Here is a 22,017-nt window from a genome sequence, read left to right as displayed (position 1 = left end):
GTTATTTCCCTGAATGTAATGTTCAGTCATATGGAATGGTTCGAAGCGGCTGACCTGATCGTTAAAGGTATGGAAGGCGCGATTAACGCTAAGACCGTAACTTACGATTTCTCTGATTTCAAAACGGGAGCCTGGTGCTCCCGTTTTTTATGCTTTCACAAGAACCCCAAACTGCACCATATTTCTACTGACCAACACACTATGGCATAACGAAATAATTCCCCTCAGAGTAATATTACTATATCAATGGGGGTTAGCTGAAAATGGCGGCAACCGGTTCCTGTTGTGAAATTATATTTATTAAAAAACGAATCTCCAGTTGAGTGCGGCTAAAATATTTCTACAATGCGGATGCGCATTGTTTCGTTAATGAAAGCTATGACATTGAGTTTCAGCCAGGGTTACCAGGTTTTTCAGTGGGACAGTATTTAGGTAATTAAATAACAACTAACGGATATTAATTTATGAGAGAGTATGTTAAGAAAATAGCTTCGTTTGCGACATCTGGCTTAGTCGTCGCATGTATTGCTGGATGGGTTCCTGCAACGGTGTTAGCGGCAGAAAAAGAAAAAATTGAGGAAAGGCCAATCCTTATTCAAGGGCCAATGCCTATTGAAGCTGAAAAATTCGCCAAAAAATTAACTGATGTAAAAATTGAGAAATCAGGGAGCTTTGTATTTTATATAGGTACGCTGGATAATTACCCAGTTATAGTTTCTAAAACCGGTAAAGGGATGGAGAATACAGCTGCTAATACCGCTATAGCAATTGAGAAATATCACCCTATTGCTATTATTAACCAGGGGACATCCGGTGGGCATGATCCTGATTTAAATGTGGGTGACATTGTCCTGGGAAAAAGAACGGTAAATACGGGTTCTCTGAAATCAGGTGATTTAGGTAAAAATCAGGGAAGCAACCCAATGACCTGGGGGCCAATGGACTTAATGGCTTCTGAAGGTAGTGGATCAGATCCTAATGCTAAAAAAATTCGTTATTACGAAGGTGATAAGGACTTACTGGCATCTGCTATTGCGGTGAAAAATAGCTATACAAAAGGTAAGGTTGTGGAAGGGACTATTGCTTCATCAGATTTTTGGAATGATGAAATTGATCGAATTAATTGGTTTCATGTGAATTACGGTTCATCTGTAGAAGAAATGGAAGGTGCTGCAGGTGCACAAATTGCAAGCGCTTATGGTGTGAAATTCTTGGGTATAAGAGTTCTGTCCAATAATAAAAGCAATGGTGGTAAATATAACCCGGCAACAGCGGAAGGAAACCAGGATTATGTTTATGAAGTGGTTAAGCATTATATTTCAACACTAAAAAGCAAATAGTTTTAGAAAAAGCTGAGTTGTTTATGCAGTAATGCCAGTCAGTTAAGCAACTGACTGGCTGCAGCCAAACAGGTTCATATACCCGCACAGCCAAGTAAGGCTGTGTGTGAAGTTTTCAAAAATGTGCCATTAGATTTCAAACTATAGACTTGAAGTGTCTGAGATCACTTAGCCTCGGCATGAGCCGGGACTTTTTCATTCGTGTTTTTGGTAAGTTAGGTGATTTGGCACAAAAACCTAATAATCACGCAAGGTAACTGTTTATCCTTCTCTCCGTCAGCCATCACCAGGGTGACAGGTAATAGATTTACCATAATAAGAGTGATAGCAATGAGTCGTTGGCTCATGATAATGGGCCGTTTTTTTACTCCGACGAACTCATAACGCTGTCTAACTTATCAGCAATAAATGTGAAAAGGCTCACTTCGGTGGGCCTTTACACATTTAGCGCCAATCATTCAGCAACCTCTTCTTTCCTTGTTGCAGGCAGGTGGAGTTCACCCCCCCAGAGCAATCGTGATGGCGACGATCACAGTACCCACCGCTGCGAAGATAAAGCCGATAAACCAGGGACGGCTTGAACTGGCATAGCGAGCCAGGCCACGACCGAGTAACACCAGCATCAGGAGAGCGATAGCGTGGGAAAGACGCAAAGCCAGTACGGTGTCGTCGAGGAACATAAATGGCAGTAAAACGGGAAAAGTGGAGAGAAACACCAGTAAGAAAACCCCCAGGCAGTTACGCAGATCGTTCCAGGTGAGCATGCGACCCATCGTCACACTATGGGACTCTTTAAATCGCGTCTGCCAGCTTTTAAGTTCAGCATCAGAGCAATTCTCTGCCAGAAATGGGGGCAGGGCATCGCGCATGGCTTCCAGTGCGGCTGAATCACCTTCCGGTAACTGGCGTAGTTTTTTCTCCAGGCGCACTAAACGTCCTCGCTCAGCCAGAGTTGTGATGAGGTAAACAATGGCATCGATTATCCCCCATGCGATGTTACAGCCGATACCGGCGATAAGCAGATCCTTGACCTCTGCTTTTCCCGCTTCGAAGGCGTTAAAACAGCCCGTGAAGGTGAGCACCATCAGCAGACCGAATAGGATCTCGGAGTGACGGGATATTGGGTCTAACGGGGAGAAACGGGATTGGTTCATTGACAGCACTCACTTTATGGTTAACACAAAGAGTGGATCGGAACTGGATGTGCTGAATAAGAAATCAGCATATTCAAATTGTAGTGCTGCTCTATCAACTGAGCTATATCACCATGTGAGAAGTTAGTGCGAAATTACAGTCTGAGAGATACTTTTAGATTAAAAAAAACAACTGCTGACCTTACTAATACGGCTCCTTGCGGAGGAGCCGTTACATATAAAGCATGCGGATGAATACTATTTGTAGAGTATTGCTGTTCCGTATACTTGCCCTTCAATATCGCGTTCAGAAATTATTTTATAACGGGTCGCCCCTTTTTGAGTTGCCTCTGTACCAAGGAAAACCTTTACATCATTAGCGGAATCTCCCCAGGCAGAGATGGTACCCATCTCTTGTAGATGTGTCGTTCCATGAGCTAACTCTTGGGCTGGAGTCTCTATGGCCGCTGCTATGGCGGTTACAGGAAGTACCAGAAGAGCCGCCGTCATAGATAAATAGATCAATCTTTTCATCTTCACATCCTCGTAACTCTCAAGTGGATGAGCGTTCGAAATCTATCGGCACTTTAAAGTGTAGATGCAGGGAGAAGATAAACAGTGGATAAATTATCGATTTATGAACGATTTCTCATGGTGTTTCTTTAAGAGGTAATCTAAAAAATATATCGATATGCCGGAGCGAAAATCGACTGGAGTCTTTGTTTACATTAAAAATAAACTATATGAAACGAATACACGGTGGTTCATATTGATTGGCTTATCAACAGCCTAATCGAAAATGTGTATTGATTTAAGCAGCAACCCCCGAGGGGTCTATAATTTAGCTACGTCATATTGGCGCGACTTGCCAATTCTGGGGACCTACTATGAAGAAATACGCATTGATCCTGCTGGCCGCTTCTACCCTGATAGCCACAATACCCGCACAGGCCACTGAGCAGTCACGGCAGCGCCAGGATGGCCGTGATGTAAGGCAGACCACTCGCGAGGCATCACGTAACGTCAAGCAGGAGTGTCGCGATGGCCTTGTTGGTAATGCTGATTGCCGACAGGACCACCGTCAACATAAGCAGGAAGGTCGTGATAAAGCTCGTGATATCAAGTACTGAGGTGTGCTGAGAAGGGATTAGTGCATAAATATTAGTTTAAAATTGTATTTATTCTGGCACGACGGGCTAAGCAACTGAAGTGTATGATTTGTGCCCGCCATAATGGTGTGCTAACCCACGTAAGGAATTTCCCATGAAAAAATATGCTTTAATGCTGCTTGCAGCTTCCACTCTGATGGCTTCAGTATCTGTACTGGCAACGGAGCAGGCTCAAGAGCGCCAAGATGGGCGCGAAGCCAAGCAAGAATGTCGTGACGGTCTTGTTGGCAATGCCGATTGCCGCCAGGAAAAGCGTGATATCAAACACTGATATCAATAAGGGGTAAGAGTTACTCCTGGTTAGTGCAGTAAAAATCCCGCCATGTCAGCGGGATTTTTATTATCTGGATTTAGAAAGTATATTTGATACCCATACGATAACGAACTTCCATTTCGTCTTTCTCATGGTCTTGATTGTAACGTGGAACATATCCGATTTCAGTATATGGTTTCCAGTGTTTATCAATGCTATAGCTGGCTACAACGTTATAGAGCCAATAATTATGCTCGCCTTCATAATCTTCATAATTTGTGAAGCGATATTCAAAATCACCGACAATAGAGAATTGTTGATAGGTATAACCAAGTTCCCAGTTAAATTGGTTATAGTTTTTGTCCTCAACACCGGCGTTTTCACTCACCTCAATACCTGGACGCCAACGCAGAGATGTCATCCAGTTATCGTTAATATTGTAGATGGCTTTAACCTGCACGCGGTAACCAATATAGGTATCACCAACATCAAGGTTAACTGCTGGCGCAATTGTTAACTGATCATTGATGATGAAGTTCTTACCAAATTCAAATTCGCTACCATTGCCACTGTATTTCTCAATGCCGTTTTTGTAGCCTTCTTTATCAACTTCTGTTTTTTCAGATACTTTGCCTTCAACGCTCGCAAAATAGCCATCTTCAGTAGTGTGGCCTATTTTAATCCTGTCAGCGTTGGTGCCGCTTTCTGGTTTAAATTCATGACGATAATCCAGTGTAACCGCACCTGAAGAAACTGAAACTAATAATGTAGCTAAAGCACTAAGTTTAAAGAGACATTTCATTTAGTCTTTCCCTGTTGTGAATTAAAAAATCAGTCATCGGACTGGTGACGATGCTAATTAATTTTGCTTTCAGAAAGAGATAGTTTGATCAAGAAAATGAAATCATGTTTCAATTGTTTTGTTCGTTATTAAATAAAATAATTATTGATTTTTTCTACAGCATTGGAGTTGCTCAAGAGTTGTGGTGTTAATAAACCGTAAATATATCGTCATGGGAATATAACCAAAATGATGTAGCACGGAAAAGAAGGACAATGTTGAAGGTGGGAATCAATTGATTTGAGTTGAGAAAGGGAAAAAGAGAGGGCGTGAAATATTTATTAGATTGTGTTTACCTAAAATAGGTAAGAGCGGGAAGATTCTACCCCCGCTTTTATTGGTGGATGACAAGCCCTTCTTAACACTCACCGATTTGCCATATCCTGCCTGCGGCCTTTAGCCAGATTACGTGTCAGGTTTTTCATACCGTGGTAATTGGGTTATCTCATAAGTGCTTGTGCTTTGTATGGTGCAGCGATCTGGATTCGGGTTCCCCGAATAAAACAAGTAGTACTGCTGCTTTTCAGGGAAGAAAACCAGGTCATCTCCATTCTGAAAACTGGTGACACGAAAAGGAACGTCATTCCTTGTTTTGGTTTTCTTCACGCCTGAAGCAACCAGAAAGTGATCATCCCACTTCATTGTCGAAAGGTTATGGCTAAACCGTGATATGACAACATTTTCGCGCATTGGGCATGACAGTTTGGTCGCAGTGGCGGCAAAGGCGGATGATTGAATGAAGCCTAAAAGGCTAATGAAGAGAATGAGTTTCATAAAACACCTCATTTTGTAATGTATTGTAATGCAAGGGTAACATGTCTTACCAAAGAACTTAACCTTGGGTGATTGTTGGTTAAAGTTTATACAAAATCGCGAATTTTCATTTATGGCTGGTTGTTTTAAAAACAATAAGTTGAATTTTTAAGCGAACGATTCGCAGGGAATTGCATAGCTGATCGGCTTTGTGTAGAGTGTTCTCCACGCCGACTTAGCTCAGTAGGTAGAGCAACTGACTTGTAATCAGTAGGTCACCAGTTCGATTCCGGTAGTCGGCACCATATTTAAAAAAACCACCTTTCAGGTGGTTTTTTTTCGTCTGTGCCTTAGCCAATGTGAAGTGATTGAGAGGAAGCTTAACGGCAAACACTTCCTCAATGACTCTGGGGTTAGATCCACCCCTGATGGCTTGCAAACCAAACTACAATTGCCACCACAATTAATATCACCGTTGTTTTTCTCATGCTTTCTCGACCTGTTTAAAAGATTTTGGGCATAGTATTGCGTAGCTCAGAACAGGAGAAAACTCGTGAAAATCCTCGTTTCAGCAATACCTCGGATGATATTTACTCTTCAGAAACCAGCCAAAAATCTGCTTCGTCGAACATTTCTTCAACCAGACGGTTAATTTTCTCTTTTTCATTCTTGGTGCAATCACTGTTTACTGCATTAGCTTGCATTGGTTTCACCCTGACTTGCGCATCAGGGAAGAGGCCGTGAACTCGCCTTGTTAATTCTGCAAGAATCTTTTCATTTGCACCGGGAAGTCCCGCCACATTTCGTTTGTCGTAAACCAATTCAACGAACATTAATACTACCCTCTTAAAGCTGTGTTTTTGTACAGTAATAAATCTCTGCATTCAAGGCAAGTGGAGTTACCCAAAAAAGAAACTCAATAAAAAAATTGCGCTGCCTATTCCACTTTACTGGCATCAGGTGGGGTGTCAGCCTTACGTGCTTTCGCCTGTTCCATTATGAGTTGGTAGGCTACGTAATACTTGAAGATGTTGCTTACATATTGAACAGTTTCATTGCCGATACGTAGTTGTGCAATACGTTCGACATTGTTAAACCAGATATTAGGGTCAAGTCCTTTGGTTGCTGCCTCTTTGCGTAGACGGGCTATTTTGGCTGGGCCAGCATTATAAGAGGCGAAAGTGAAAAGTAATTTATTTAGATCGGTCATTTTCTCATCAGCAAAATAACGATCACGCATAAAACGGATATATTTTACCCCTGCATTAATATTAGGGTCGATCAACCTAATATCGCCGACTTTTAACTCTTTGCCGGTTGTTGGCAGTACCTGCATCACTCCAATTGCGCCACTTTTGCTACGAACTGTTTGGTCAAGGCGTGACTCTTGATACCCTTGTGCGGCCATCATCAGCCAGTCGACATTGTATTGCTCGCCGTATTTGCGGAAAATTTCTGTAACCTGATGAAACTTCTCTAATTCAGCTTGTGAACGTGCATCTTTTACCCATTTGGTGTTGCGCAAATATTTATAAACCTGCTGATTACCAAAAGAAGTGCCAATTTTATGCGCGGCAGTAAATTCATCGAGCTGTGCTTTCAGAAGAGGGGAGTTCTTACGCATTGCCAATGCGATAGAGCTATCATCACGGAGTGTAATATTTTCATAAACGACCAGGTTTGGATAAATCTGTGTCCACAATATGGCCAGGTAACGATCGACTACGGTGTAATCGGCAAGATTGGCATTCACCATCTCCAGAATGTCTTCCGGCTCGAAATTACCAGGGGCTTTGATAACGACTACGGGTGGCAGTTTTTTCTCGGCCAGGCTCTTATTCAGCGTTTCAATGCTGGAGACATAACTCGTCGACGGATTGACAAACACGGATTGCCCCGAAAGCGAATCGGCATTTTTGAGCTCGGGTGCCTTATTACTCGCAATGACCAACTCAGGGACATTGGTTACTAACGGCGTACTGAAATCGACCAGTTTTTCGCGTTCAGGAGTGATCGTCAAGTTAGCAGCGATGACATCGCCACGTCCGGCGATAAGCTGAGGAATAAGTTGGTCCCGTGCTGTTGGTATAAAAACAAGATGTGTTTTTTGTGAAGGTTTAAGACCTTTATTGATTTGTTTATCAAACTGTTGCATCAACTCCAACATGATGCCCCGCTGAGTCCCATTGTTATCAATAAAGTAAAAAGTTTTACTATAAGGAATCAAAACGCGAATGATGCGCCGCTGTTTCATCACATCATAGTCACCAAAAACCGTATTGATTTGAGTATCAAACTTCAAAGGCTGGTCATCGGTGGCTGCATGCGTCATCGGCAAAAATGAGGAAAGTAAGAGTAACACCCACATTAAGCGCACCATGGTGACATCACCTAAAAATTCTGGTTGCGTACCGTTTAACTATAGCTCGCGCGATGATGTTTTGATTGAAAAATACTCCATATGCAGCGTTACAGAAATGGGTACGGAAGGGGGTTTATGTTAATGAGAAAATTATTATTTGAAAATAATTCTTGCTTCCAGAACGCTGCCGTGCGTTAATGCGTCATCGGTTTGGAAGACAGACCTTATGAAAGCAGTTTTAGTAAAGCAGTCCTCAGTTCAAGCGCTATCAAGTCATCAGATACCCTTCTTCGTGAGTCTCCTCCTAAGTGCCTAAATAAGAAACGTTCTGCAATACAGACCACGTTCGCCATATAAAATGGCTATAAAATATTGAGGAAGTATCTATGTCTAAAATGACTGGTTTAGTAAAATGGTTCAACCCAGAAAAAGGTTTTGGTTTCATCACTCCTGACAATGGTAGCAAAGATGTGTTCGTTCACTTCTCTGCCATTCAGAGCAATGATTTCAAAACTCTGGACGAAGGTCAGAAAGTTGAGTTCTCTGTTGAGAACGGCGCTAAAGGTCCATCAGCAACTAACGTTGTTGCTCTGTAAGACTGCTAACGCATAACTGCGACTGACGCATGCGAAGACGGTGAATAACCCGAGCCGGAAGTCAAAGTGAATAAACCCGCCATGTGCGGGTTTTTTGTTATCTAAAATCCACTAAACCCCGCTTTTTTCCTTATTATTAATCACATAATATTAATAAGGTTATCGCTGTTCTTTACATTAATTAACGATATACCTTCAGTTGGTTTACGCTGAGTAGACTATGCTTGTAGCGGAATATACTTTTTTATATGTATATAACATTAATAACTGGAGTTTTTTTATGGGCTTTTGGCGTATTGTTTTTACGATTATTTTACCACCGCTTGGTGTATTGCTGGCTAAAGGATTCGGTTGGGCATTTATTCTGAATATTGTACTGACACTGTTGGGCTATATTCCTGGATTAATCCACGCGTTTTGGGTGCAAACCCGCGATTAATAAAATAAAACCTATTCATTGTTTAAAAGCTGGCGGGGCGGGTGACAACATGAGTCGCTCGCCAGAGGTGCCCGGCTGGATTTATCTGCCCTCTGTTTACTTTTACACCTAAGAATGTTCTGATATAGCCAATTATTTGATGAGCTACAGAGTCGTTTTATGTTTCAGTTAAAGCCGGGAATGCTGGCAATGATTATTGGTTCCCGTACTGCCGCAGGGCGTGTGAACATCGGTAAATCAGTCGAGCTTTTTGGCCTGTGCGAGCCTGGCGAAAGTTTTGTTAATCCGGTTACTGGTGTGGTAACGCAACTTCCTCATGATGCAAATCATCCGCTATGGTTGGTGACGGGTAATGTGGTGGCGTTCGATGGGCGCGAAGGTTATACCTTTGTTCGGGCAGAATATCTGATGCCACTCGACAAGACATTATTGCCAGAGAGCGAACAACAGCAGGTTGTGCAGTGATCGACTGTTGGGCTTCATTCGCGATAGCTATCTTCTTCATGCGTTAACTCTCCGTCTAAAGCCTCAATGCGGGCAATTAACGCAGGAAGCTCACCTTCAGCGTAAACCTCGATACCATTTTGTCGTAGTAATGCCGCAGCCACTCCCATTCCAGGCTGTGTGACTCCCTGAAAAGTTCCGTCGTAAATCTTCGTACTGCCGCAAGTTGGGCTGCCATCGGTCATTAATGCCAGGCGACATCCAGAGTCTTGAGCCGTTTTTAATGCCAGGAAAGCTGCCAATAGATATGCCTGACTCACATCTGAACCATCACTTTCCTGAATTTTTGCATCGCCATTAAGCGCAGCAGGGCCACTACCACCCACTAGTTCAGCAGGCAAACGCGGCGTCGTGAGGTCTGCGGCCAATTCAGGGCAATGGACGATGAGCCGTTGTTCTTGTTGCCAGCGTGCTAACACACTATTTATGAGAGGTTTATCCTGCCCGTTATAGCGAACTTTAAAGCCCATCAGGCAAGCACTAATCAGTATTTTTGTTTTCATTTCGCCACGTAAAGTCGGGTGAGAAAAGTACGGTACACTACTGTGATGGTGCTGCGCCACCCTGCTAATTTTGGGCGTTGCAAGGCAAAAGGTAGTGGCATACTCTATTATTCCTTATGTAGTAGCTGCTGTTAAACATAAGGATAATCAAATAAATGCCTCCATTACCTTTGAAAGAAACGCTGCGTGTTGCGCTGGTGGGTGATTACAACCCTGCGGTGATCGCACACAAGGCAATTCCTCTGGCTTTAGATAATGCAGCTGAATACCTTGACGTAACTGTTGACTATGACTGGCTGCCTACACCTGAAGTAACAAGTCCGGAGGATCTGGTGGGGTATGACGCCATCTGGTGTGTTCCTGCTAGCCCCTATCAAAATGAAGACGGTGCCTTTCTGGCAATCCGTTACGCTCGTGAGAACCAAATTCCGTTTCTTGGCACATGCGGTGGCTTCCAGCACGCCGTTATTGAATATGCGCGCAATGTCCTGGATTTGGGAGATGCGGGTCATGCAGAAACGAGTCAACAGGGAAGCCTGGTCATTGGGCCATTGAGTTGCTCACTGGTGGAGAAATCCGATGCTATTGAGCTAAAACCTGGGTCACTGATCGCTGAGGCCTATGGGCGTTCGATAATTGAAGAAGGCTACCATTGCAATTACGGTATTGCCGACTTTTTTGCCGGGCAACTGGAGACATCTCAATTGCAGCCAACCGGGTGGGATAATCAAGGTGAAATCCGCGTAGTTGAGCTTCGTGGACATCCTTTTTTTGTCGGAACACTTTTCCAGCACGAACGTAATGCATTGAAGGATAAACCTGCGCCGCTAGTTGAAGCGTTGCTAAAAGCGGCGCAGCGTTAATCAGGAAGGGTGGCCAGGTTGTGCTGGGCTGATGATCTGTGCATCACGCCCGGCAAAACCACCAAATACCGCCATCACGCACGCCAACACTGCGCACCCAAGCAGTGGCAAGCTCCACTGGCCATAGAGATCGTGTACTTTCCCCATCATCGGCGGCCCGAAAGCCGCTAATAAATATCCCATACATTGCGCCATACCAGACAATGCGGCGGCCTGATGCGCACTATTTGCCCGCAAGCCGATAAACGTCAGGCCAAGAATCATCGTCGCACCAGAGCCAAAGCCAAATATCACGACCCAAACACTGGCGAAGTCTGGAATTAACAGTAAACCAACTGCGCTCAGTCCACACAACAAGGCCATGAGGATGGCGATGCCGCGATGGTCTTTCATTCGGCCTAAAATCATGCCGATAAATAAACCGGGGGCGGCGGTGGCTAATTGCATCAGGCCATGCAACGAACCCGCTTGCGCTTCACTATAACCGTGACTTATCAGTATTGAAGGCAGCCAGCCAATCACCACATAATAAATGAGCGAGTTGATCCCCAAAAACAGAGTCACTTGCCAGGCAAGCGCAGATTTCCAGATCCCCCGGTTATGTAAGGCATTACTGTTGCTTAAGGTCGATATGTTGTGATTCGACAACTGCGGCAGCCAAACTAGCAATGCCACCACGGGGAAAACCATCAGCGCCATCAGTGCGCCAGGCCAGCCGTAACCGTGTTGCGCGATGGGAACCACCATCATTGAGCCGATAGCTGCAGCAACGCCCATGGTCAGTGAATACGCACCAGTGAGTCGCGCCACTTGCCCTGGGAAATCGCGCTTAATCAATCCAGGCAAAAGCACATTCCCCATGGCGATCCCACAGCCAATAATCGCGGTGCCACTATAGAGCAGCATCGTGTTTCCCATCGAACGTACAGCAATTCCTACACAGATAACCAGCATAGCTGCAAACAAGCTACGTTCGATACCGAACCGGCGTGCAATCCCTGCCGCCAGTGGAGAAACAATCGCAAAGGCTAAAAGTGGCAGGGTGGTAAGCACGCCCGTTTGTGCAGTTGTGAGGCTGAAGGATGCGCGAATCATATCCAGCAATGGCGCCGCGCCGGTAAACGTCACGCGCAGCGTGGTGGCTATCATTAAAATGCCGAGCAACAGCAGACCGTTTTTTTTCACATTTGAAGTTGAAATTGAAGACATACACATACCTCGTAAGACGATGCGCACAAGATACATGTTTTGGGAATGGAAGAAATCAACGTAAAATGCCAGCTTATCCCTAAAATCGGACAATATTATGGAGCGTGGCTTAGCCCTGGAAGGATTCGACCCTGATAGCAATCGACATCCTGCTCAGGCGTTTAGCATCCTGGTTTCTGAAAGTGAGAACGAAATTGCCTTCCATCAGCATCGCAAAGGCCAACTGATTCTGGCTTTGCATGGCGGGATTACTTGTGAAGTTGAACAGGCGAGGTGGATGGTTCCCACACAGCATGCAGTCTGGATCCCCGGTGAAATGCCACACAGTAATCGCGCGACCGCGAACGCCAGACTTTGTTTTCTGTTTATCGAACCCGATGTTGTGGAGATGCCATCACAATGCTGCACGTTGCGAATTACTCCGCTAGTGCGTGAATTGATCCTGCATCTGACACAGCAAAATGAACGCAATTTAGCGCAACCGGAGACACACCGGCTGGTTCAGGTATTGTTTGATGAATTGCCGCGCCAGGCTGTAGAGCAATTGCATTTGCCGATGTCGGGGCATCCTAAAATTCGCTTTATTGCTGAACGAATGGCTGCGGATCCACAGCAACGTCAGACGCTGGAGCAATGGGCTTCACAACTGGCGATGAGCGAGCGCAACCTTGCCCGGCTGGTGGTGAAAGAAACGGGGCTCAGTTTTCGCCGTTGGCGGCAACAGTTACAACTGATTGTCGCGCTGCAGCTATTAATTGGTGGTGCTTCGGTGCAAAAGGTGGCCAGCGAACTCGGCTATGACTCGACCAATGCGTTTATTACGATGTTCAAAAAAGCGCTCGGTAATACACCAGGGCGCTATCTTGCCTCGCTAGAACCACAGTAGCTGATTCACTGTTTACCAATGACGAGCGACACAAGCCCTGCGGCAATCAGCGGGCCGACGGGCACTCCGCGGAATAATGCGACACCTAAAACCGTTCCTACCAGCAAACCGGCGACTAAACTCGGCTGGCTGCTCATTAAGGTCACACCACGACCGCCGAGCCATGAGACGAACACGCCGACTGCGATCGCAACCAGTGATTTCCAGTTGGTAAACGAGTGCAACAGTGTACTTGCAGGTAAAGTACCGCTAGCAATCGGAGCCATAACGCCAATGGTCAGAATAATAATCCCCACGGTCAGCCCCTGCTTTTCAATCCACGGGAAAAACTGACTCAGTGGGGTAACTCGGACAATAATGAGCACCAGAATGGATACCGCAACGGTGGTGTTATGGCTGACAAAACCCAGTCCGGCAAGCGCCAACAGGATTAATAGCGTAGAGTCGAAGATCATAGCTGTTCCTTGCGAAATATAAAGAGAAGGCTGTTTTTATTGTTATTAATAACTTTACGCGCAGGTGTGCTGTGACGTCAGCCTTTTTAAGTCGATACAGAGGATTTTGTGCAATTGCATGATAAAAATTAAGATTTTGCAATTAAGCGGGAGGGATTAAAAAGTCAGCCAGAATAAAACTGGCTGACTTGTGGTGTTAGCTGAAACTATTACTCGCCTGCTTATGGAACAGCTCACGGAATACCGGATAAATATCATCCTGATCGCGAATATGCTGCATGGCGAAGTTATCAAACGTTGACTGTAAGTCTTCGTATTCGCGCCACAGAGTCTGGTGGGCGCGGCGGGTGATTTCAATGTAGCTGTAATAACGCACCATCGGCAGTAATTTCTTCGCCAGTAATTCATGACACAACGGCGAATCGTCTGCCCAGTTATCACCATCTGAAGCCTGTGCAGCATAGATATTCCACAATGCCGGGTCGTAGCGCTCTTTCACCACTTCATCCATCAATTTCAGGGCGCTTGAAACAATCGTGCCACCGGTTTCCTGTGAGTAAAAGAACTCGTGCTCATCGACTTCCTTGGCCTGGGTGTGGTGGCGGATATAAACCACATCCACGTTTTTATACGTCCGACTCAGGAACAAATAGAGCAGAATATAAAAGCGTTTAGCCATATCTTTGGTGGCCTGGTCCATCGAACCGGAGACATCCATTAAGCAGAACATAACTGCCTGGCTTGAAGGCTCAGGGCGTTTTTCATAATTTTTGTAGCGTAAATCGAAGGTATCGATAAACGGTACGCGGGCAATTTTCTCGCGCAGTTCAGCAATCTCTTTGCGCAAGCGTTCTTCTTCAAGCAACTGCGCAGGTTCGCTGTTGCTTACCGTTTCAAGACAGTCTTCTAACTCATGTAACTGGCGACGTTTACCCGCAGTCATCGCGGTGCGGCGGGCCAGCGAGTTTTGTAACGAACGAACCACGCTGATATTGGCGGGTACGCCATTCGATGTGTAACCCGCTCGATGGGATTTAAACTCAGTAATTTGGCGATGCTGATTCTTCTTCAGATTCGGCAAGGCTAAATCTTCAAACAATAAGTCGAGATATTCGTCTTTCGAAATTTGAAAGACGAACTCATCCTGGCCTTCACCATCCTGGCTTGCCTGGCCTTGACCCGCACCGCCCCCTCCGCCACCCCCTTGCGGGCGTTCAATGCGGTCATTTTGCACGAAGTGATCGTTGCCCGGATGAACACGATGGCGCAGACCGCCACGACCCTGATGAAACATCGGTTCGCTGATATCTTCACTTGGGATCGAGACCGATTCGCCGCTATCCACGTCGGTGACCGAACGCTTGTTGATGGCCTCGGAAATCGACTGTTTAATCTGTGCCTTATATCGGCGCAAAAAGCGCTGGCGGTTAACCGCACTTTTATTTTTGCCGTTCAGTCGCCTGTCAATAAAATAGGCCATAGTTCCCCCAAACTTCTTTGCCAACTGCGCAGGGGGGCCACACTGTGTGGCCCCATCTTTGACTCAGCCGTTATGAAGATTTACGTACCCGCAGATACCATTCGCACAGCAGGCGAACTTGTTTGCGCGTATAGCCTTTCTCCATCATACGATCGACAAAGTCATCGTGTTTTTTCTGCTCGTCGGTAGAGGTTTTGGCATTGAACGAAATAACCGGCAGCAATTCCTCGGTGTTCGAGAACATTTTCTTCTCGATAACCGTGCGCAGCTTCTCGTAGCTCGTCCAGTTAGGATTACGACCATTGTTATGGGCGCGGGCACGCAGTACAAAGTTGACGATTTCATTACGGAAATCTTTCGGATTGCTGATGCCAGCAGGTTTTTCAATTTTTTCCAGCTCCGCATTCAGGGATTCACGGTCAAACAGCTGGCCGGTATCCGGGTCGCGGTATTCCTGATCCTGAATCCAGAAGTCAGCGTAGGTAACATAACGGTCGAAAATGTTTTGCCCGTACTCTGAGTAAGATTCGAGATACGCGGTCTGAATCTCTTTACCGATAAATTCAGCGTATTTCGGGATCAGGTAGCCTTTCAGATGCTCAAGGTATTTCTCGGCCATCTCCTGCGGGAACTGCTCTCGTTCGATCTGCTGCTCCAGCACATAGAACAAATGCACCGGGTTTGCTGCCACTTCAACGTGGTCAAAGTTGAACACGCGAGAGAGGATTTTGAATGCAAAACGTGTAGACAGCCCGTTCATGCCTTCGTCCACACCGGCGTAATCGCGGTACTCCTGGTACGATTTCGCTTTTGGATCGGTGTCTTTCAAACTTTCACCATCGTACACCCGCATTTTGGAGTACATGCTTGAGTTTTCTGGCTCTTTCAAACGCGAAAGGATCGAGAAGCGCGCCAGCGTTTCCAGGGTACCCGGGGCGCATGGTGCATGTAACAATTCACTGTGCGTGAGCAGTTTTTCGTAGATTTTTATCTCTTCGGAAATCCGCAGGCAATAAGGCACTTTGACAATGTAAACACGGTCAAGGAAGGCCTCGTTATTTTTGTTGTTACGGAACGTCACCCACTCAGATTCGTTGGAGTGCGCAAGAATAATACCGTTAAACGGCAGGGCAGAGATGCCTTCGGTCCCGTTATAGTTGCCTTCCTGGGTTGCGGTCAGCAACGGGTGGAGCACTTTAATCGGTGCTTTGAACATCTCGACAAATTCCATGATGCCCTGGTTTGCACGGCACAGTGCACCAGAATAGCCATAAGCATCAGGATCGTTTTGCGCGTGGTTTTCCAGTTTACGAATATCCACTTTACCGACCAGCGCTGAGATATCCTGGTTGTTCTCATCACCCGGTTCAGTTTTGGCAATCGCAATCTGCGCCAGAATCGATGGCCAGACTTTCACTACACGGAATTTTGTGATGTCGCCGCCAAACTCATGCAGACGTTTTGCCGCCCACGGCGACATAATAGTGCCCAGATAGCGGGTAGGGACGCCGTACTCTTTTTCAAGAATAGAAGCATCTTCTTGTGGATTAAACAGGCACAGCGGGTGGTCATTCACCGGGCTGCGTTCGCCATTAGCACTCAGCGTGTAAATTGGCACGCGCTGCATTAACGCTTTCAGGCGTTCAGCGAGTGATGATTTACCACCACCCACAGGCCCCAATAAATAGAGAATCTGTTTCTTCTCTTCCAGTCCCTGGGCTGCGTGTTTCAGGTAGGCAACAATTTGTTCAATGGCTTCTTCCATGCCATAGAACTCTTCAAACGCCGGATAACGGGAAATTACCCGATTCGAAAAGAGACGGGACAGCCGGGGCTCTGTGGCAGTATCCACCATCACTGGCTCACCAATGGCCATCAATAGCCGTTCTGCCGCATTGGCATAGGCACTGCGATCTTGCTTACAGATTGCAAGAAACTCCTGCAGTGTGAACTCTTCGTCCTTGGCAGCTTCATAACGCTGGCGATAGTGATCGAATATATTCATGGTATGCCGTCCTTTCGTATTTAGCACAGGTTAGAGAGCCGTTCGTATGAGTAATGGAGGCTCCCGGAAGACGTCTCCTGAATCTCGAGCAACCCTTATGCCAACTTCTCTTACCCGTCAATATTCAAGTTGTAAGCGCGTTTACTGCAACTCGAATGTTTCAGGGTAGCGTGGCATTTTCATTGCCGCGTTCAGCGTATTTCATCTTCCTAAAATAAAGCGTAGATGGCATTTGCAAAACTTGCATACGGCCACAAGCCAATTTCAATGACATATCAATAACTCATCCAAATAATTCTCCTTTTGTTGTAAAGGGAAGTGGTTGGTATCACATGTGATTCATAAAACTGAAAAGAAGATGAAACCTGTTTGCGAGATGTTGTTCAGTTGCTCTGATGTATCAAATTGGTAAAAAATTTGGGGTGAGAAAGCAAGGGGGTTACACTCTAATTGCTAATTATTTGATTAAAGGACTTAAAGGATTGTGAGCAAATTCAAAATTATTACATTGGGTGTACTCATTGCATCAACTTTTCCTGCGGCGCAAGCAGCAGATGGCCCCTGGTCTGTAGGGGCGGCAGCTCTGGTAACGCCTAACATGTACAAAGGCGATCAAGACCGTTTGTATCCGATCCCAATGGTGGGTTATGAGGGGGAGAGTTTCTACCTGCGTGGCTTAACCGCAGGTTACTACTTGTGGAATGACCAGGCTGACAAGCTTTCCATCATTACCTACTATTCGCCGATCTTCTTCCGAGCGAAAGACAGCGACTCTAAAAGCATGCGCCAGTTGGATAATCGCAAAGCGACTCTGATGGCCGGGCTTTCTTATGTACATAACACGCAATATGGGTTCTTGCGCACTGTGCTGGCGGGTGACACGTTGGGCAATAGCAACGGCGTAAACTGGGATACCGCCTGGTTGTATCGCTACAACAGCGACAGATTGACGTTTACGCCGGGTATCGGGATAACCTTGAGCAGCGAAAACCAGAATGAATATTACTATGGCATCACTAAGAGTGAGTCGCAGCGCAGCGGTTTAGATTCCTATGACCCGGATAGCAGCTGGGCACCGTACGTTGAACTGTCTGTAAACTATAGGCTGACAGATAGCTGGAACGTCTTCGGTATGGGTCGCTACGTGCACCTGGCTAATGAAGTCACTGATAGCCCGATGATTGATAAAGAGTGGACGGGAATTTTGATGACAGGCATTACGTATAGTTTTTAGTCGCGCACTAACGCAGTGCAATTTATGCACTTATTCGGGGCGCTTGCGCCCCGTTTGCATTATGGTGGTGCAACGAGTTAAGGGGGATGTGATGGCAAAACAAATAATCTTTTCTGGAACACAACCGTTACCGGCAATTGGGCAAGGCACCTGGTATATGGGGGAAAAGTCTGCGCAATATGTCGAAGAGGTGAATGCACTAAGAGCGGGCATCGATCTCGGCCTGACTCTCATCGACACGGCAGAAATGTATGCCAATGGTGGGGCAGAAAAAGTTGTGGGTGAAGCTATTAGCGGCAGGCGTGATGAGGTTTACCTCGTTTCGAAAGTCTACCCCTGGAATGCCGCCGGGCCGAGCGCTATTCAGGCCTGCGAGCAGAGCCTGAAACGGCTAAAAACGGATTATCTCGATCTTTATTTGCTGCACTGGCGCGGGGATATTGCACTGGAAGATACGGTCAGCGTTATGCAGCAACTGGTGCAACAGGGCAAAATTCGTCGTTGGGGTGTTTCAAACCTCGACTATGCAGATATGCAGGAGTTGTGGCGTGTTACGGGGGGGCGCGAATGTGCCACCAATCAGGTGCTTTATCATCTTGCCTCACGTGGCATTGAGCATGATTTACTTCCCTGGTGCCAGCAGCAAAAAATGCCGGTGATGGCTTATTGCCCGTTAGCACAAGCAGGCCGTTTGCGTAGTGGGTTGATGAACCATCCTGTGCTTAATGATCTTGCACAGCAAAAAGGGGTGACGGTTGCGCAGTTACTGCTGGCGTGGGTCATTCATCATGAAGGCGTGGTCGCAATTCCAAAAGCAGGCTGTGTGGCGCATGTCAAAGAAAATGCCCTGGCGCTTGAGATTACATTGAAGCAGGAAGAAATCACTTTGATGGAAAAGGCGTTCCCGGCACCGGGCCGCAAAACGCCTTTAGATATGGTTTAAGCTTTTTTCGCGACGCTCAGTGTCGCCGCTAAGCGTGCAGGTTTATCTGCAGTTGCTTTCTGCGGTGCGCTTGCGCAGGCCGTTTCGACACAAACGAAAGTCTTGTAACCATCGTCTGGCATATCTGCCATAGAAGCAGACAATGCCGGGCCAGGGTTCCAGCCAACCACGTTAACGTGATGGTGATGTACAACATTGATAGTGCGGTTCAGGCTTGCATCATGGATAACGCTGCACTCTTCTGGTTCCAGATACACACGGTCAGTACGGTCCGGGAAGGTCTGCACGCCGTCAGTTAACTGGCCTTCAGAAGCATTAAGCACTTTATCGATATATTTTTTACCCAGCCCGCTCACTTTCACATCAGCAATATCGCCAACATTAAAGTAAGTGTGTAGTGCGGAGTTAACCTCGAATTCGCCGTGCGCTTCCAGTTCCATCTCACAGGTTTTACCGAGTTTGTAACGTGCATACAGGGTGAAATCGTGTGGCCAGAATTTACGAGTTGCATCGCTGCTTTGTAATTCGAAAGTCAGAGAAACGCCGCTTTCATCTTCGTTATGAGCGCTCAAAGCCCATGGCAAGTTACGGGCGAAACCGTGCGCGGGTAAGTCTGATTGCGCGGCAGGGCCAAACCATGGCCAGCAGATTGGCACACCACCACGAATGGCTTTACCGTCCTGGAATGGGGTGTTGTCGCTCAGCCAAAGCACTTCTTCTTCACCAGCAGGTTTCCATGACAGCAGGTGCGCGCCTTGCAATGTCACAGAACCGCGAGCTTGTGGATGGTCAACAACGATAACTTCCAGCTCGTCAATTTGGCGGCGAGACACAGAAGAGGTGATTTGTTCAATAACCGGAAGGGCAAAAATTTTATTAATCATTTGTTCAACCTATCGATCAAAGGCGAAAAAAAAGGGCGACCACAGTCGCCCTTCAGGATTAATCACTCATCTCAACTTATTTGGAGATGTGAGCAATCAGATCCAGTACTTTGTGAGAGTAGCCAGTTTCGTTGTCGTACCAGGAAACCAGTTTCACAAATTTGTCGTTCAGTGCGATACCAGCTTTAGCATCGAACACGGAAGTGCAGATTTCGCCGTTGAAATCAGTAGAAACAACGTCGTCTTCGGTGTAACCCAGAACGCCTTTCATTGCGCCTTCAGAAGCCGCTTTCATTGCTTTCTTGATTTCTTCGTAGGTAGCCGCTTTTTCCAGACGAACGGTCAGGTCAACAACAGACACGTTTGGAGTTGGAACACGGAACGCCATACCAGTGATTTTACCGTTCAGCTCTGGCAGTACAACGCCTACAGCTTTAGCAGCACCGGTAGAAGAAGGGATGATGTTCTGAGCTGCGCCACGACCGCCGCGCCAGTCTTTATGAGACGGGCCATCAACAGTTTTCTGAGTAGCAGTAGTTGCGTGAACAGTGGTCATCAGGCCTTCAACGATACCGAAGTTGTCGTTGATAACTTTAGCCAGTGGAGCCAGGCAGTTAGTGGTGCAAGATGCGTTAGAAACGATATCCTGGCCAGCATATTTTTCGAAGTTAGCACCACGAACGAACATAGGAGTGCTGTCTTTAGAAGGACCAGTCAGAACAACCTTTTTCGCGCCAGCAGTGATGTGCTTACGAGCGGTTTCGTCAGTCAGGAACAGACCAGTTGCTTCAGCAACTACATCAACGTTGACTTCGTTCCACTTCAGGTTAGCCGGGTCACGTTCTGCGGTAACACGGATAGTTTTGCCGTTAACAACCAGGTGGCCGTCTTTGACTTCTACAGTGCCGTTGAAACGACCGTGAGTTGAGTCGTACTTCAGCATGTAAGCCATGTATTCAGCGTCTAACAGGTCGTTGATTGCAACGATCTCGATGTCAGAACGTTCCTGAGCAGCACGGAAAACAATACGGCCGATACGGCCAAAACCGTTGATACCTACTTTGATAGTCATATATTCCACCAGCTATTTGTTAGTGAATAAAAGTTGCCTGTAAAATTACAAAAACCTTACTCAGCGTCAAGCGGAATCGTGTCAATCATTGCGACAAATCAATCCTATGGACATCATTTGAACGACTGAACCGCCTCGCGCTCCCCTTTTGGCTCTATATCCAAATGGGGATGATACAAGGAATTTTAAAGATCAATTCCAACAAGAATGTGACACCGATCACAAATGGCGCTGAGCCAGAAATTCAGGGCTAAGTTTAGAACAAAAAACCGCACGGTGTTGTTAATTTTTTGTTAGAATCATGCTGTTATCAGTTACAGTACCCACTGCCCGAGATGTACGCATATGGCTAACCAATTACCTCCTGATTTATCGAAAAAAAACCTTTCTGAGATGCAGTTGTATGTCACCCAGAAGCATGGCACTGAGCCACCGTTTTCCGGTCGTCTGCTGCATAACAAGCGGGAAGGTGTCTATCACTGTCTGGTCTGCGACGCACCGTTGTTTATGTCAGAGTCCAAGTATGACTCAGGCTGCGGCTGGCCTAGCTTCTATGAGCCGGTGAGTGACAACGCAATCCGTTATATCAAGGACTTTTCACACGGCATGGAACGGGTAGAAATCCGTTGTAACAATTGCGAAGCCCATTTAGGTCATGTCTTCCCGGATGGCCCTCAGCCAACGGGTGAGCGATACTGCGTAAATTCAGCTTCGTTGAACTTCACCGATGATAAAAACGGTGAGCAAATCGAAGGCTGAAAAATCGATTCAGCAAATTATTCCACAGGAACTTGCCGCATGATGAACCTGGATGAAATGTTAGAAGCAATGACACCGGAAGTTTATCAACGTCTGGTGACCGCCGTTGAGCTGGGGAAATGGCCTGACGGTGTGGCACTGACACCCGACCAAAAAGAGAACAGTTTGCAATTAGTGATGATGTGGCAGACGCGTCATAACACTGACCCGCAACATATGACCATCGGCACCGATGGCAATATCGTGATGAAGAGTAAGCAGCAACTGAAAGCCGAGTTTGGTATCGAACCCGCGCCGATTTTGACCGTGAAGCTGTAACGAGTTGTTTTTTCTC

At 46.3% G+C, this 22,017-nt stretch carries 25 protein-coding genes, 1 tRNA gene and 1 pseudogene; 14 read left to right on the top strand and 13 right to left on the bottom strand.

What is annotated here, in order from left to right; genetic code table 11:
- Both MNO13_RS24565 and MNO13_RS15095 read left to right on the top strand, forming a co-directional pair.
- Positions 1-210, top strand: a pseudogene (locus MNO13_RS24565) (hypothetical protein); the annotation flags it as partial.
- 254 nt (positions 211-464) lie between these two features.
- Positions 465-1,340 carry a 5'-methylthioadenosine/S-adenosylhomocysteine nucleosidase gene (locus MNO13_RS15095; RefSeq protein ID WP_232886922.1) on the top strand — a complete coding sequence of 292 codons (876 nt, stop codon included), beginning with the start codon at positions 465-467 and terminating at the stop codon, positions 1,338-1,340.
- 497 nt (positions 1,341-1,837) lie between these two features.
- On the opposite strand, the gene MNO13_RS15090 is transcribed toward MNO13_RS15095, so the two are convergent.
- Both MNO13_RS15090 and MNO13_RS15085 read right to left on the bottom strand, forming a co-directional pair.
- Entirely contained in the window at positions 1,838-2,494 is a 657-nt protein-coding gene (locus tag MNO13_RS15090; RefSeq protein ID WP_064547685.1) for a VIT1/CCC1 transporter family protein, read from the bottom strand.
- A 237-nt stretch (positions 2,495-2,731) separates the two neighbouring features.
- Entirely contained in the window at positions 2,732-3,007 is a 276-nt protein-coding gene (locus MNO13_RS15085) for a YdgH/BhsA/McbA family protein (RefSeq protein WP_133522611.1), read from the bottom strand.
- A gap of 353 nt (positions 3,008-3,360) precedes the next feature.
- Between MNO13_RS15085 and MNO13_RS15080 the strand changes: the two genes are divergently transcribed.
- Both MNO13_RS15080 and MNO13_RS15075 read left to right on the top strand, forming a co-directional pair.
- A complete protein-coding gene (locus MNO13_RS15080; RefSeq protein ID WP_064547681.1) occupies positions 3,361-3,603 on the top strand; it encodes a hypothetical protein in 243 nt (80 codons plus the stop codon).
- Between the two features lie 133 nt (positions 3,604-3,736).
- Positions 3,737-3,913 (top strand): hypothetical protein, encoded by a 177-nt coding sequence (locus MNO13_RS15075; RefSeq protein ID WP_166642068.1) that lies wholly within the window; start codon positions 3,737-3,739, stop codon positions 3,911-3,913.
- A gap of 79 nt (positions 3,914-3,992) precedes the next feature.
- On the opposite strand, the gene MNO13_RS15070 is transcribed toward MNO13_RS15075, so the two are convergent.
- Positions 3,993-4,697, bottom strand: coding sequence for an oligogalacturonate-specific porin KdgM family protein (locus MNO13_RS15070; RefSeq protein ID WP_064547679.1), 705 nt, complete (start codon positions 4,695-4,697; stop codon positions 3,993-3,995).
- A gap of 444 nt (positions 4,698-5,141) precedes the next feature.
- Positions 5,142-5,510, bottom strand: coding sequence for a hypothetical protein (locus MNO13_RS15065; RefSeq protein ID WP_064547677.1), 369 nt, complete (start codon positions 5,508-5,510; stop codon positions 5,142-5,144).
- Between the two features lie 208 nt (positions 5,511-5,718).
- Between MNO13_RS15065 and MNO13_RS15060 the strand changes: the two genes are divergently transcribed.
- Positions 5,719-5,794 (top strand) — tRNA-Thr (locus MNO13_RS15060).
- A gap of 285 nt (positions 5,795-6,079) precedes the next feature.
- Here the strand turns inward: MNO13_RS15060 and MNO13_RS15055 are convergent.
- The gene (locus MNO13_RS15055; RefSeq protein ID WP_074388583.1) at positions 6,080-6,322 is read right to left on the bottom strand and encodes a DinI family protein; all 243 of its coding nucleotides are present in this window, start codon (positions 6,320-6,322) and stop codon (positions 6,080-6,082) included.
- A gap of 104 nt (positions 6,323-6,426) precedes the next feature.
- Complete coding sequence (locus MNO13_RS15050) at positions 6,427-7,857, bottom strand: MltF family protein (RefSeq protein WP_232886923.1); 1,431 nt, start codon at positions 7,855-7,857, stop codon at positions 6,427-6,429.
- A 380-nt stretch (positions 7,858-8,237) separates the two neighbouring features.
- On the opposite strand from MNO13_RS15050, the gene cspE reads away from it, so the two are divergent.
- The 3 genes from cspE to MNO13_RS15035 all read left to right on the top strand — a co-directional run bounded on the left by cspE (position 8,238) and on the right by MNO13_RS15035 (position 9,351).
- Complete coding sequence (gene cspE / locus MNO13_RS15045; protein ID WP_034456078.1) at positions 8,238-8,447, top strand: transcription antiterminator/RNA stability regulator CspE; 210 nt, start codon at positions 8,238-8,240, stop codon at positions 8,445-8,447.
- A gap of 280 nt (positions 8,448-8,727) precedes the next feature.
- Positions 8,728-8,886, top strand: a complete 159-nt coding sequence (locus MNO13_RS15040; RefSeq protein WP_064547671.1) for a YqaE/Pmp3 family membrane protein — start codon at positions 8,728-8,730, stop codon at positions 8,884-8,886.
- Positions 8,887-9,045: 159 nt separating this feature from the next.
- A complete protein-coding gene (locus MNO13_RS15035) occupies positions 9,046-9,351 on the top strand; it encodes a hypothetical protein (protein ID WP_064547669.1) in 306 nt (101 codons plus the stop codon).
- A gap of 14 nt (positions 9,352-9,365) precedes the next feature.
- Here MNO13_RS15035 and MNO13_RS15030 read toward each other — a convergent pair whose 3' ends face one another.
- The gene (locus tag MNO13_RS15030) at positions 9,366-9,893 is read right to left on the bottom strand and encodes a 2-thiouracil desulfurase family protein (protein WP_241938953.1); all 528 of its coding nucleotides are present in this window, start codon (positions 9,891-9,893) and stop codon (positions 9,366-9,368) included.
- Positions 9,894-10,048: 155 nt separating this feature from the next.
- Between MNO13_RS15030 and MNO13_RS15025 the strand changes: the two genes are divergently transcribed.
- Positions 10,049-10,756: a CTP synthase C-terminal region-related (seleno)protein gene (locus tag MNO13_RS15025; protein WP_064547665.1), complete on the top strand. Its 708-nt coding sequence runs from the start codon at positions 10,049-10,051 to the stop codon at positions 10,754-10,756.
- On the opposite strand, the gene MNO13_RS15020 is transcribed toward MNO13_RS15025, so the two are convergent.
- Entirely contained in the window at positions 10,757-11,965 is a 1,209-nt protein-coding gene (locus MNO13_RS15020) for a CynX/NimT family MFS transporter (protein ID WP_241938952.1), read from the bottom strand.
- A 97-nt stretch (positions 11,966-12,062) separates the two neighbouring features.
- Here MNO13_RS15020 and MNO13_RS15015 point away from each other — a divergent pair, with 97 nt between their 5' ends.
- The gene (locus MNO13_RS15015; RefSeq protein ID WP_133522607.1) at positions 12,063-12,851 is read left to right on the top strand and encodes an AraC family transcriptional regulator; all 789 of its coding nucleotides are present in this window, start codon (positions 12,063-12,065) and stop codon (positions 12,849-12,851) included.
- A 5-nt stretch (positions 12,852-12,856) separates the two neighbouring features.
- On the opposite strand, the gene MNO13_RS15010 is transcribed toward MNO13_RS15015, so the two are convergent.
- The 3 genes from MNO13_RS15010 to yeaG form a co-directional block, all read right to left on the bottom strand.
- Complete coding sequence (locus MNO13_RS15010; RefSeq protein WP_064547727.1) at positions 12,857-13,303, bottom strand: DUF441 domain-containing protein; 447 nt, start codon at positions 13,301-13,303, stop codon at positions 12,857-12,859.
- Positions 13,304-13,502: 199 nt separating this feature from the next.
- Complete coding sequence (locus MNO13_RS15005) at positions 13,503-14,786, bottom strand: YeaH/YhbH family protein (RefSeq protein WP_133522606.1); 1,284 nt, start codon at positions 14,784-14,786, stop codon at positions 13,503-13,505.
- 70 nt (positions 14,787-14,856) lie between these two features.
- Positions 14,857-16,791, bottom strand: a complete 1,935-nt coding sequence (gene yeaG, locus MNO13_RS15000; protein WP_064547656.1) for a protein kinase YeaG — start codon at positions 16,789-16,791, stop codon at positions 14,857-14,859.
- A gap of 484 nt (positions 16,792-17,275) precedes the next feature.
- On the opposite strand from yeaG, the gene MNO13_RS14995 reads away from it, so the two are divergent.
- Both MNO13_RS14995 and MNO13_RS14990 read left to right on the top strand, forming a co-directional pair.
- The gene (locus MNO13_RS14995; protein ID WP_133522605.1) at positions 17,276-18,025 is read left to right on the top strand and encodes a MipA/OmpV family protein; all 750 of its coding nucleotides are present in this window, start codon (positions 17,276-17,278) and stop codon (positions 18,023-18,025) included.
- A 91-nt stretch (positions 18,026-18,116) separates the two neighbouring features.
- Positions 18,117-18,968, top strand: a complete 852-nt coding sequence (locus MNO13_RS14990; RefSeq protein ID WP_241938951.1) for an aldo/keto reductase — start codon at positions 18,117-18,119, stop codon at positions 18,966-18,968.
- On the opposite strand, the gene MNO13_RS14985 is transcribed toward MNO13_RS14990, so the two are convergent.
- Entirely contained in the window at positions 18,965-19,852 is an 888-nt protein-coding gene (locus MNO13_RS14985) for a D-hexose-6-phosphate mutarotase (protein WP_237931789.1), read from the bottom strand. The two genes, MNO13_RS14990 and MNO13_RS14985, sit on opposite strands and share 4 nt — an antisense overlap.
- 76 nt (positions 19,853-19,928) lie before the next feature.
- Positions 19,929-20,924: a glyceraldehyde-3-phosphate dehydrogenase gene (gapA, locus tag MNO13_RS14980; protein WP_064547648.1), complete on the bottom strand. Its 996-nt coding sequence runs from the start codon at positions 20,922-20,924 to the stop codon at positions 19,929-19,931.
- A gap of 345 nt (positions 20,925-21,269) precedes the next feature.
- Between gapA and msrB the strand changes: the two genes are divergently transcribed.
- On the top strand, positions 21,270-21,683 hold the full coding sequence (msrB, locus tag MNO13_RS14975) for a peptide-methionine (R)-S-oxide reductase MsrB (RefSeq protein ID WP_064547646.1): 414 nt from the start codon (positions 21,270-21,272) through the stop codon (positions 21,681-21,683).
- Between the two features lie 42 nt (positions 21,684-21,725).
- Positions 21,726-22,001 (top strand): YeaC family protein, encoded by a 276-nt coding sequence (locus tag MNO13_RS14970; protein ID WP_121815777.1) that lies wholly within the window; start codon positions 21,726-21,728, stop codon positions 21,999-22,001.
- Positions 22,002-22,017: the final 16 nt, after the last annotated feature.

It is taken from the genome of Buttiauxella ferragutiae (assembly GCF_022637515.1).
Lineage (GTDB): Bacteria > Pseudomonadota > Gammaproteobacteria > Enterobacterales > Enterobacteriaceae > Buttiauxella > Buttiauxella ferragutiae.
The sequence above is the reverse complement of the archived record's forward strand: the minus strand, read 5'-3'. Positions and strand labels throughout refer to the sequence as shown.

Excerpts from the sequence above, each read along its gene's own strand:
- MNO13_RS15095 (WP_232886922.1), top strand. The coding sequence starts at position 465 with ATGAGAGAGTATGTTAAGAAAATAGCTTCGTTTGCGACATCTGGCTTA.
- MNO13_RS15090 (WP_064547685.1), bottom strand. The coding sequence starts at position 2,494 with ATGAACCAATCCCGTTTCTCCCCGTTAGACCCAATATCCCGTCACTCC.
- MNO13_RS15085 (WP_133522611.1), bottom strand. The coding sequence starts at position 3,007 with ATGAAAAGATTGATCTATTTATCTATGACGGCGGCTCTTCTGGTACTT.
- MNO13_RS15080 (WP_064547681.1), top strand. The coding sequence starts at position 3,361 with ATGAAGAAATACGCATTGATCCTGCTGGCCGCTTCTACCCTGATAGCC.
- MNO13_RS15075 (WP_166642068.1), top strand. The coding sequence starts at position 3,737 with ATGAAAAAATATGCTTTAATGCTGCTTGCAGCTTCCACTCTGATGGCT.
- MNO13_RS15070 (WP_064547679.1), bottom strand. The coding sequence starts at position 4,697 with ATGAAATGTCTCTTTAAACTTAGTGCTTTAGCTACATTATTAGTTTCA.
- MNO13_RS15065 (WP_064547677.1), bottom strand. The coding sequence starts at position 5,510 with ATGAAACTCATTCTCTTCATTAGCCTTTTAGGCTTCATTCAATCATCC.
- MNO13_RS15055 (WP_074388583.1), bottom strand. The coding sequence starts at position 6,322 with ATGTTCGTTGAATTGGTTTACGACAAACGAAATGTGGCGGGACTTCCC.
- MNO13_RS15050 (WP_232886923.1), bottom strand. The coding sequence starts at position 7,857 with ATGTGGGTGTTACTCTTACTTTCCTCATTTTTGCCGATGACGCATGCA.
- cspE (WP_034456078.1), top strand. The coding sequence starts at position 8,238 with ATGTCTAAAATGACTGGTTTAGTAAAATGGTTCAACCCAGAAAAAGGT.
- MNO13_RS15040 (WP_064547671.1), top strand. The coding sequence starts at position 8,728 with ATGGGCTTTTGGCGTATTGTTTTTACGATTATTTTACCACCGCTTGGT.
- MNO13_RS15035 (WP_064547669.1), top strand. The coding sequence starts at position 9,046 with ATGTTTCAGTTAAAGCCGGGAATGCTGGCAATGATTATTGGTTCCCGT.
- MNO13_RS15030 (WP_241938953.1), bottom strand. The coding sequence starts at position 9,893 with ATGAAAACAAAAATACTGATTAGTGCTTGCCTGATGGGCTTTAAAGTT.
- MNO13_RS15025 (WP_064547665.1), top strand. The coding sequence starts at position 10,049 with ATGCCTCCATTACCTTTGAAAGAAACGCTGCGTGTTGCGCTGGTGGGT.
- MNO13_RS15020 (WP_241938952.1), bottom strand. The coding sequence starts at position 11,965 with ATGTCTTCAATTTCAACTTCAAATGTGAAAAAAAACGGTCTGCTGTTG.
- MNO13_RS15015 (WP_133522607.1), top strand. The coding sequence starts at position 12,063 with ATGGAGCGTGGCTTAGCCCTGGAAGGATTCGACCCTGATAGCAATCGA.
- MNO13_RS15005 (WP_133522606.1), bottom strand. The coding sequence starts at position 14,786 with ATGGCCTATTTTATTGACAGGCGACTGAACGGCAAAAATAAAAGTGCG.
- yeaG (WP_064547656.1), bottom strand. The coding sequence starts at position 16,791 with ATGAATATATTCGATCACTATCGCCAGCGTTATGAAGCTGCCAAGGAC.
- MNO13_RS14990 (WP_241938951.1), top strand. The coding sequence starts at position 18,117 with ATGGCAAAACAAATAATCTTTTCTGGAACACAACCGTTACCGGCAATT.
- MNO13_RS14985 (WP_237931789.1), bottom strand. The coding sequence starts at position 19,852 with ATGATTAATAAAATTTTTGCCCTTCCGGTTATTGAACAAATCACCTCT.
- gapA (WP_064547648.1), bottom strand. The coding sequence starts at position 20,924 with ATGACTATCAAAGTAGGTATCAACGGTTTTGGCCGTATCGGCCGTATT.
- msrB (WP_064547646.1), top strand. The coding sequence starts at position 21,270 with ATGGCTAACCAATTACCTCCTGATTTATCGAAAAAAAACCTTTCTGAG.
- MNO13_RS14970 (WP_121815777.1), top strand. The coding sequence starts at position 21,726 with ATGAACCTGGATGAAATGTTAGAAGCAATGACACCGGAAGTTTATCAA.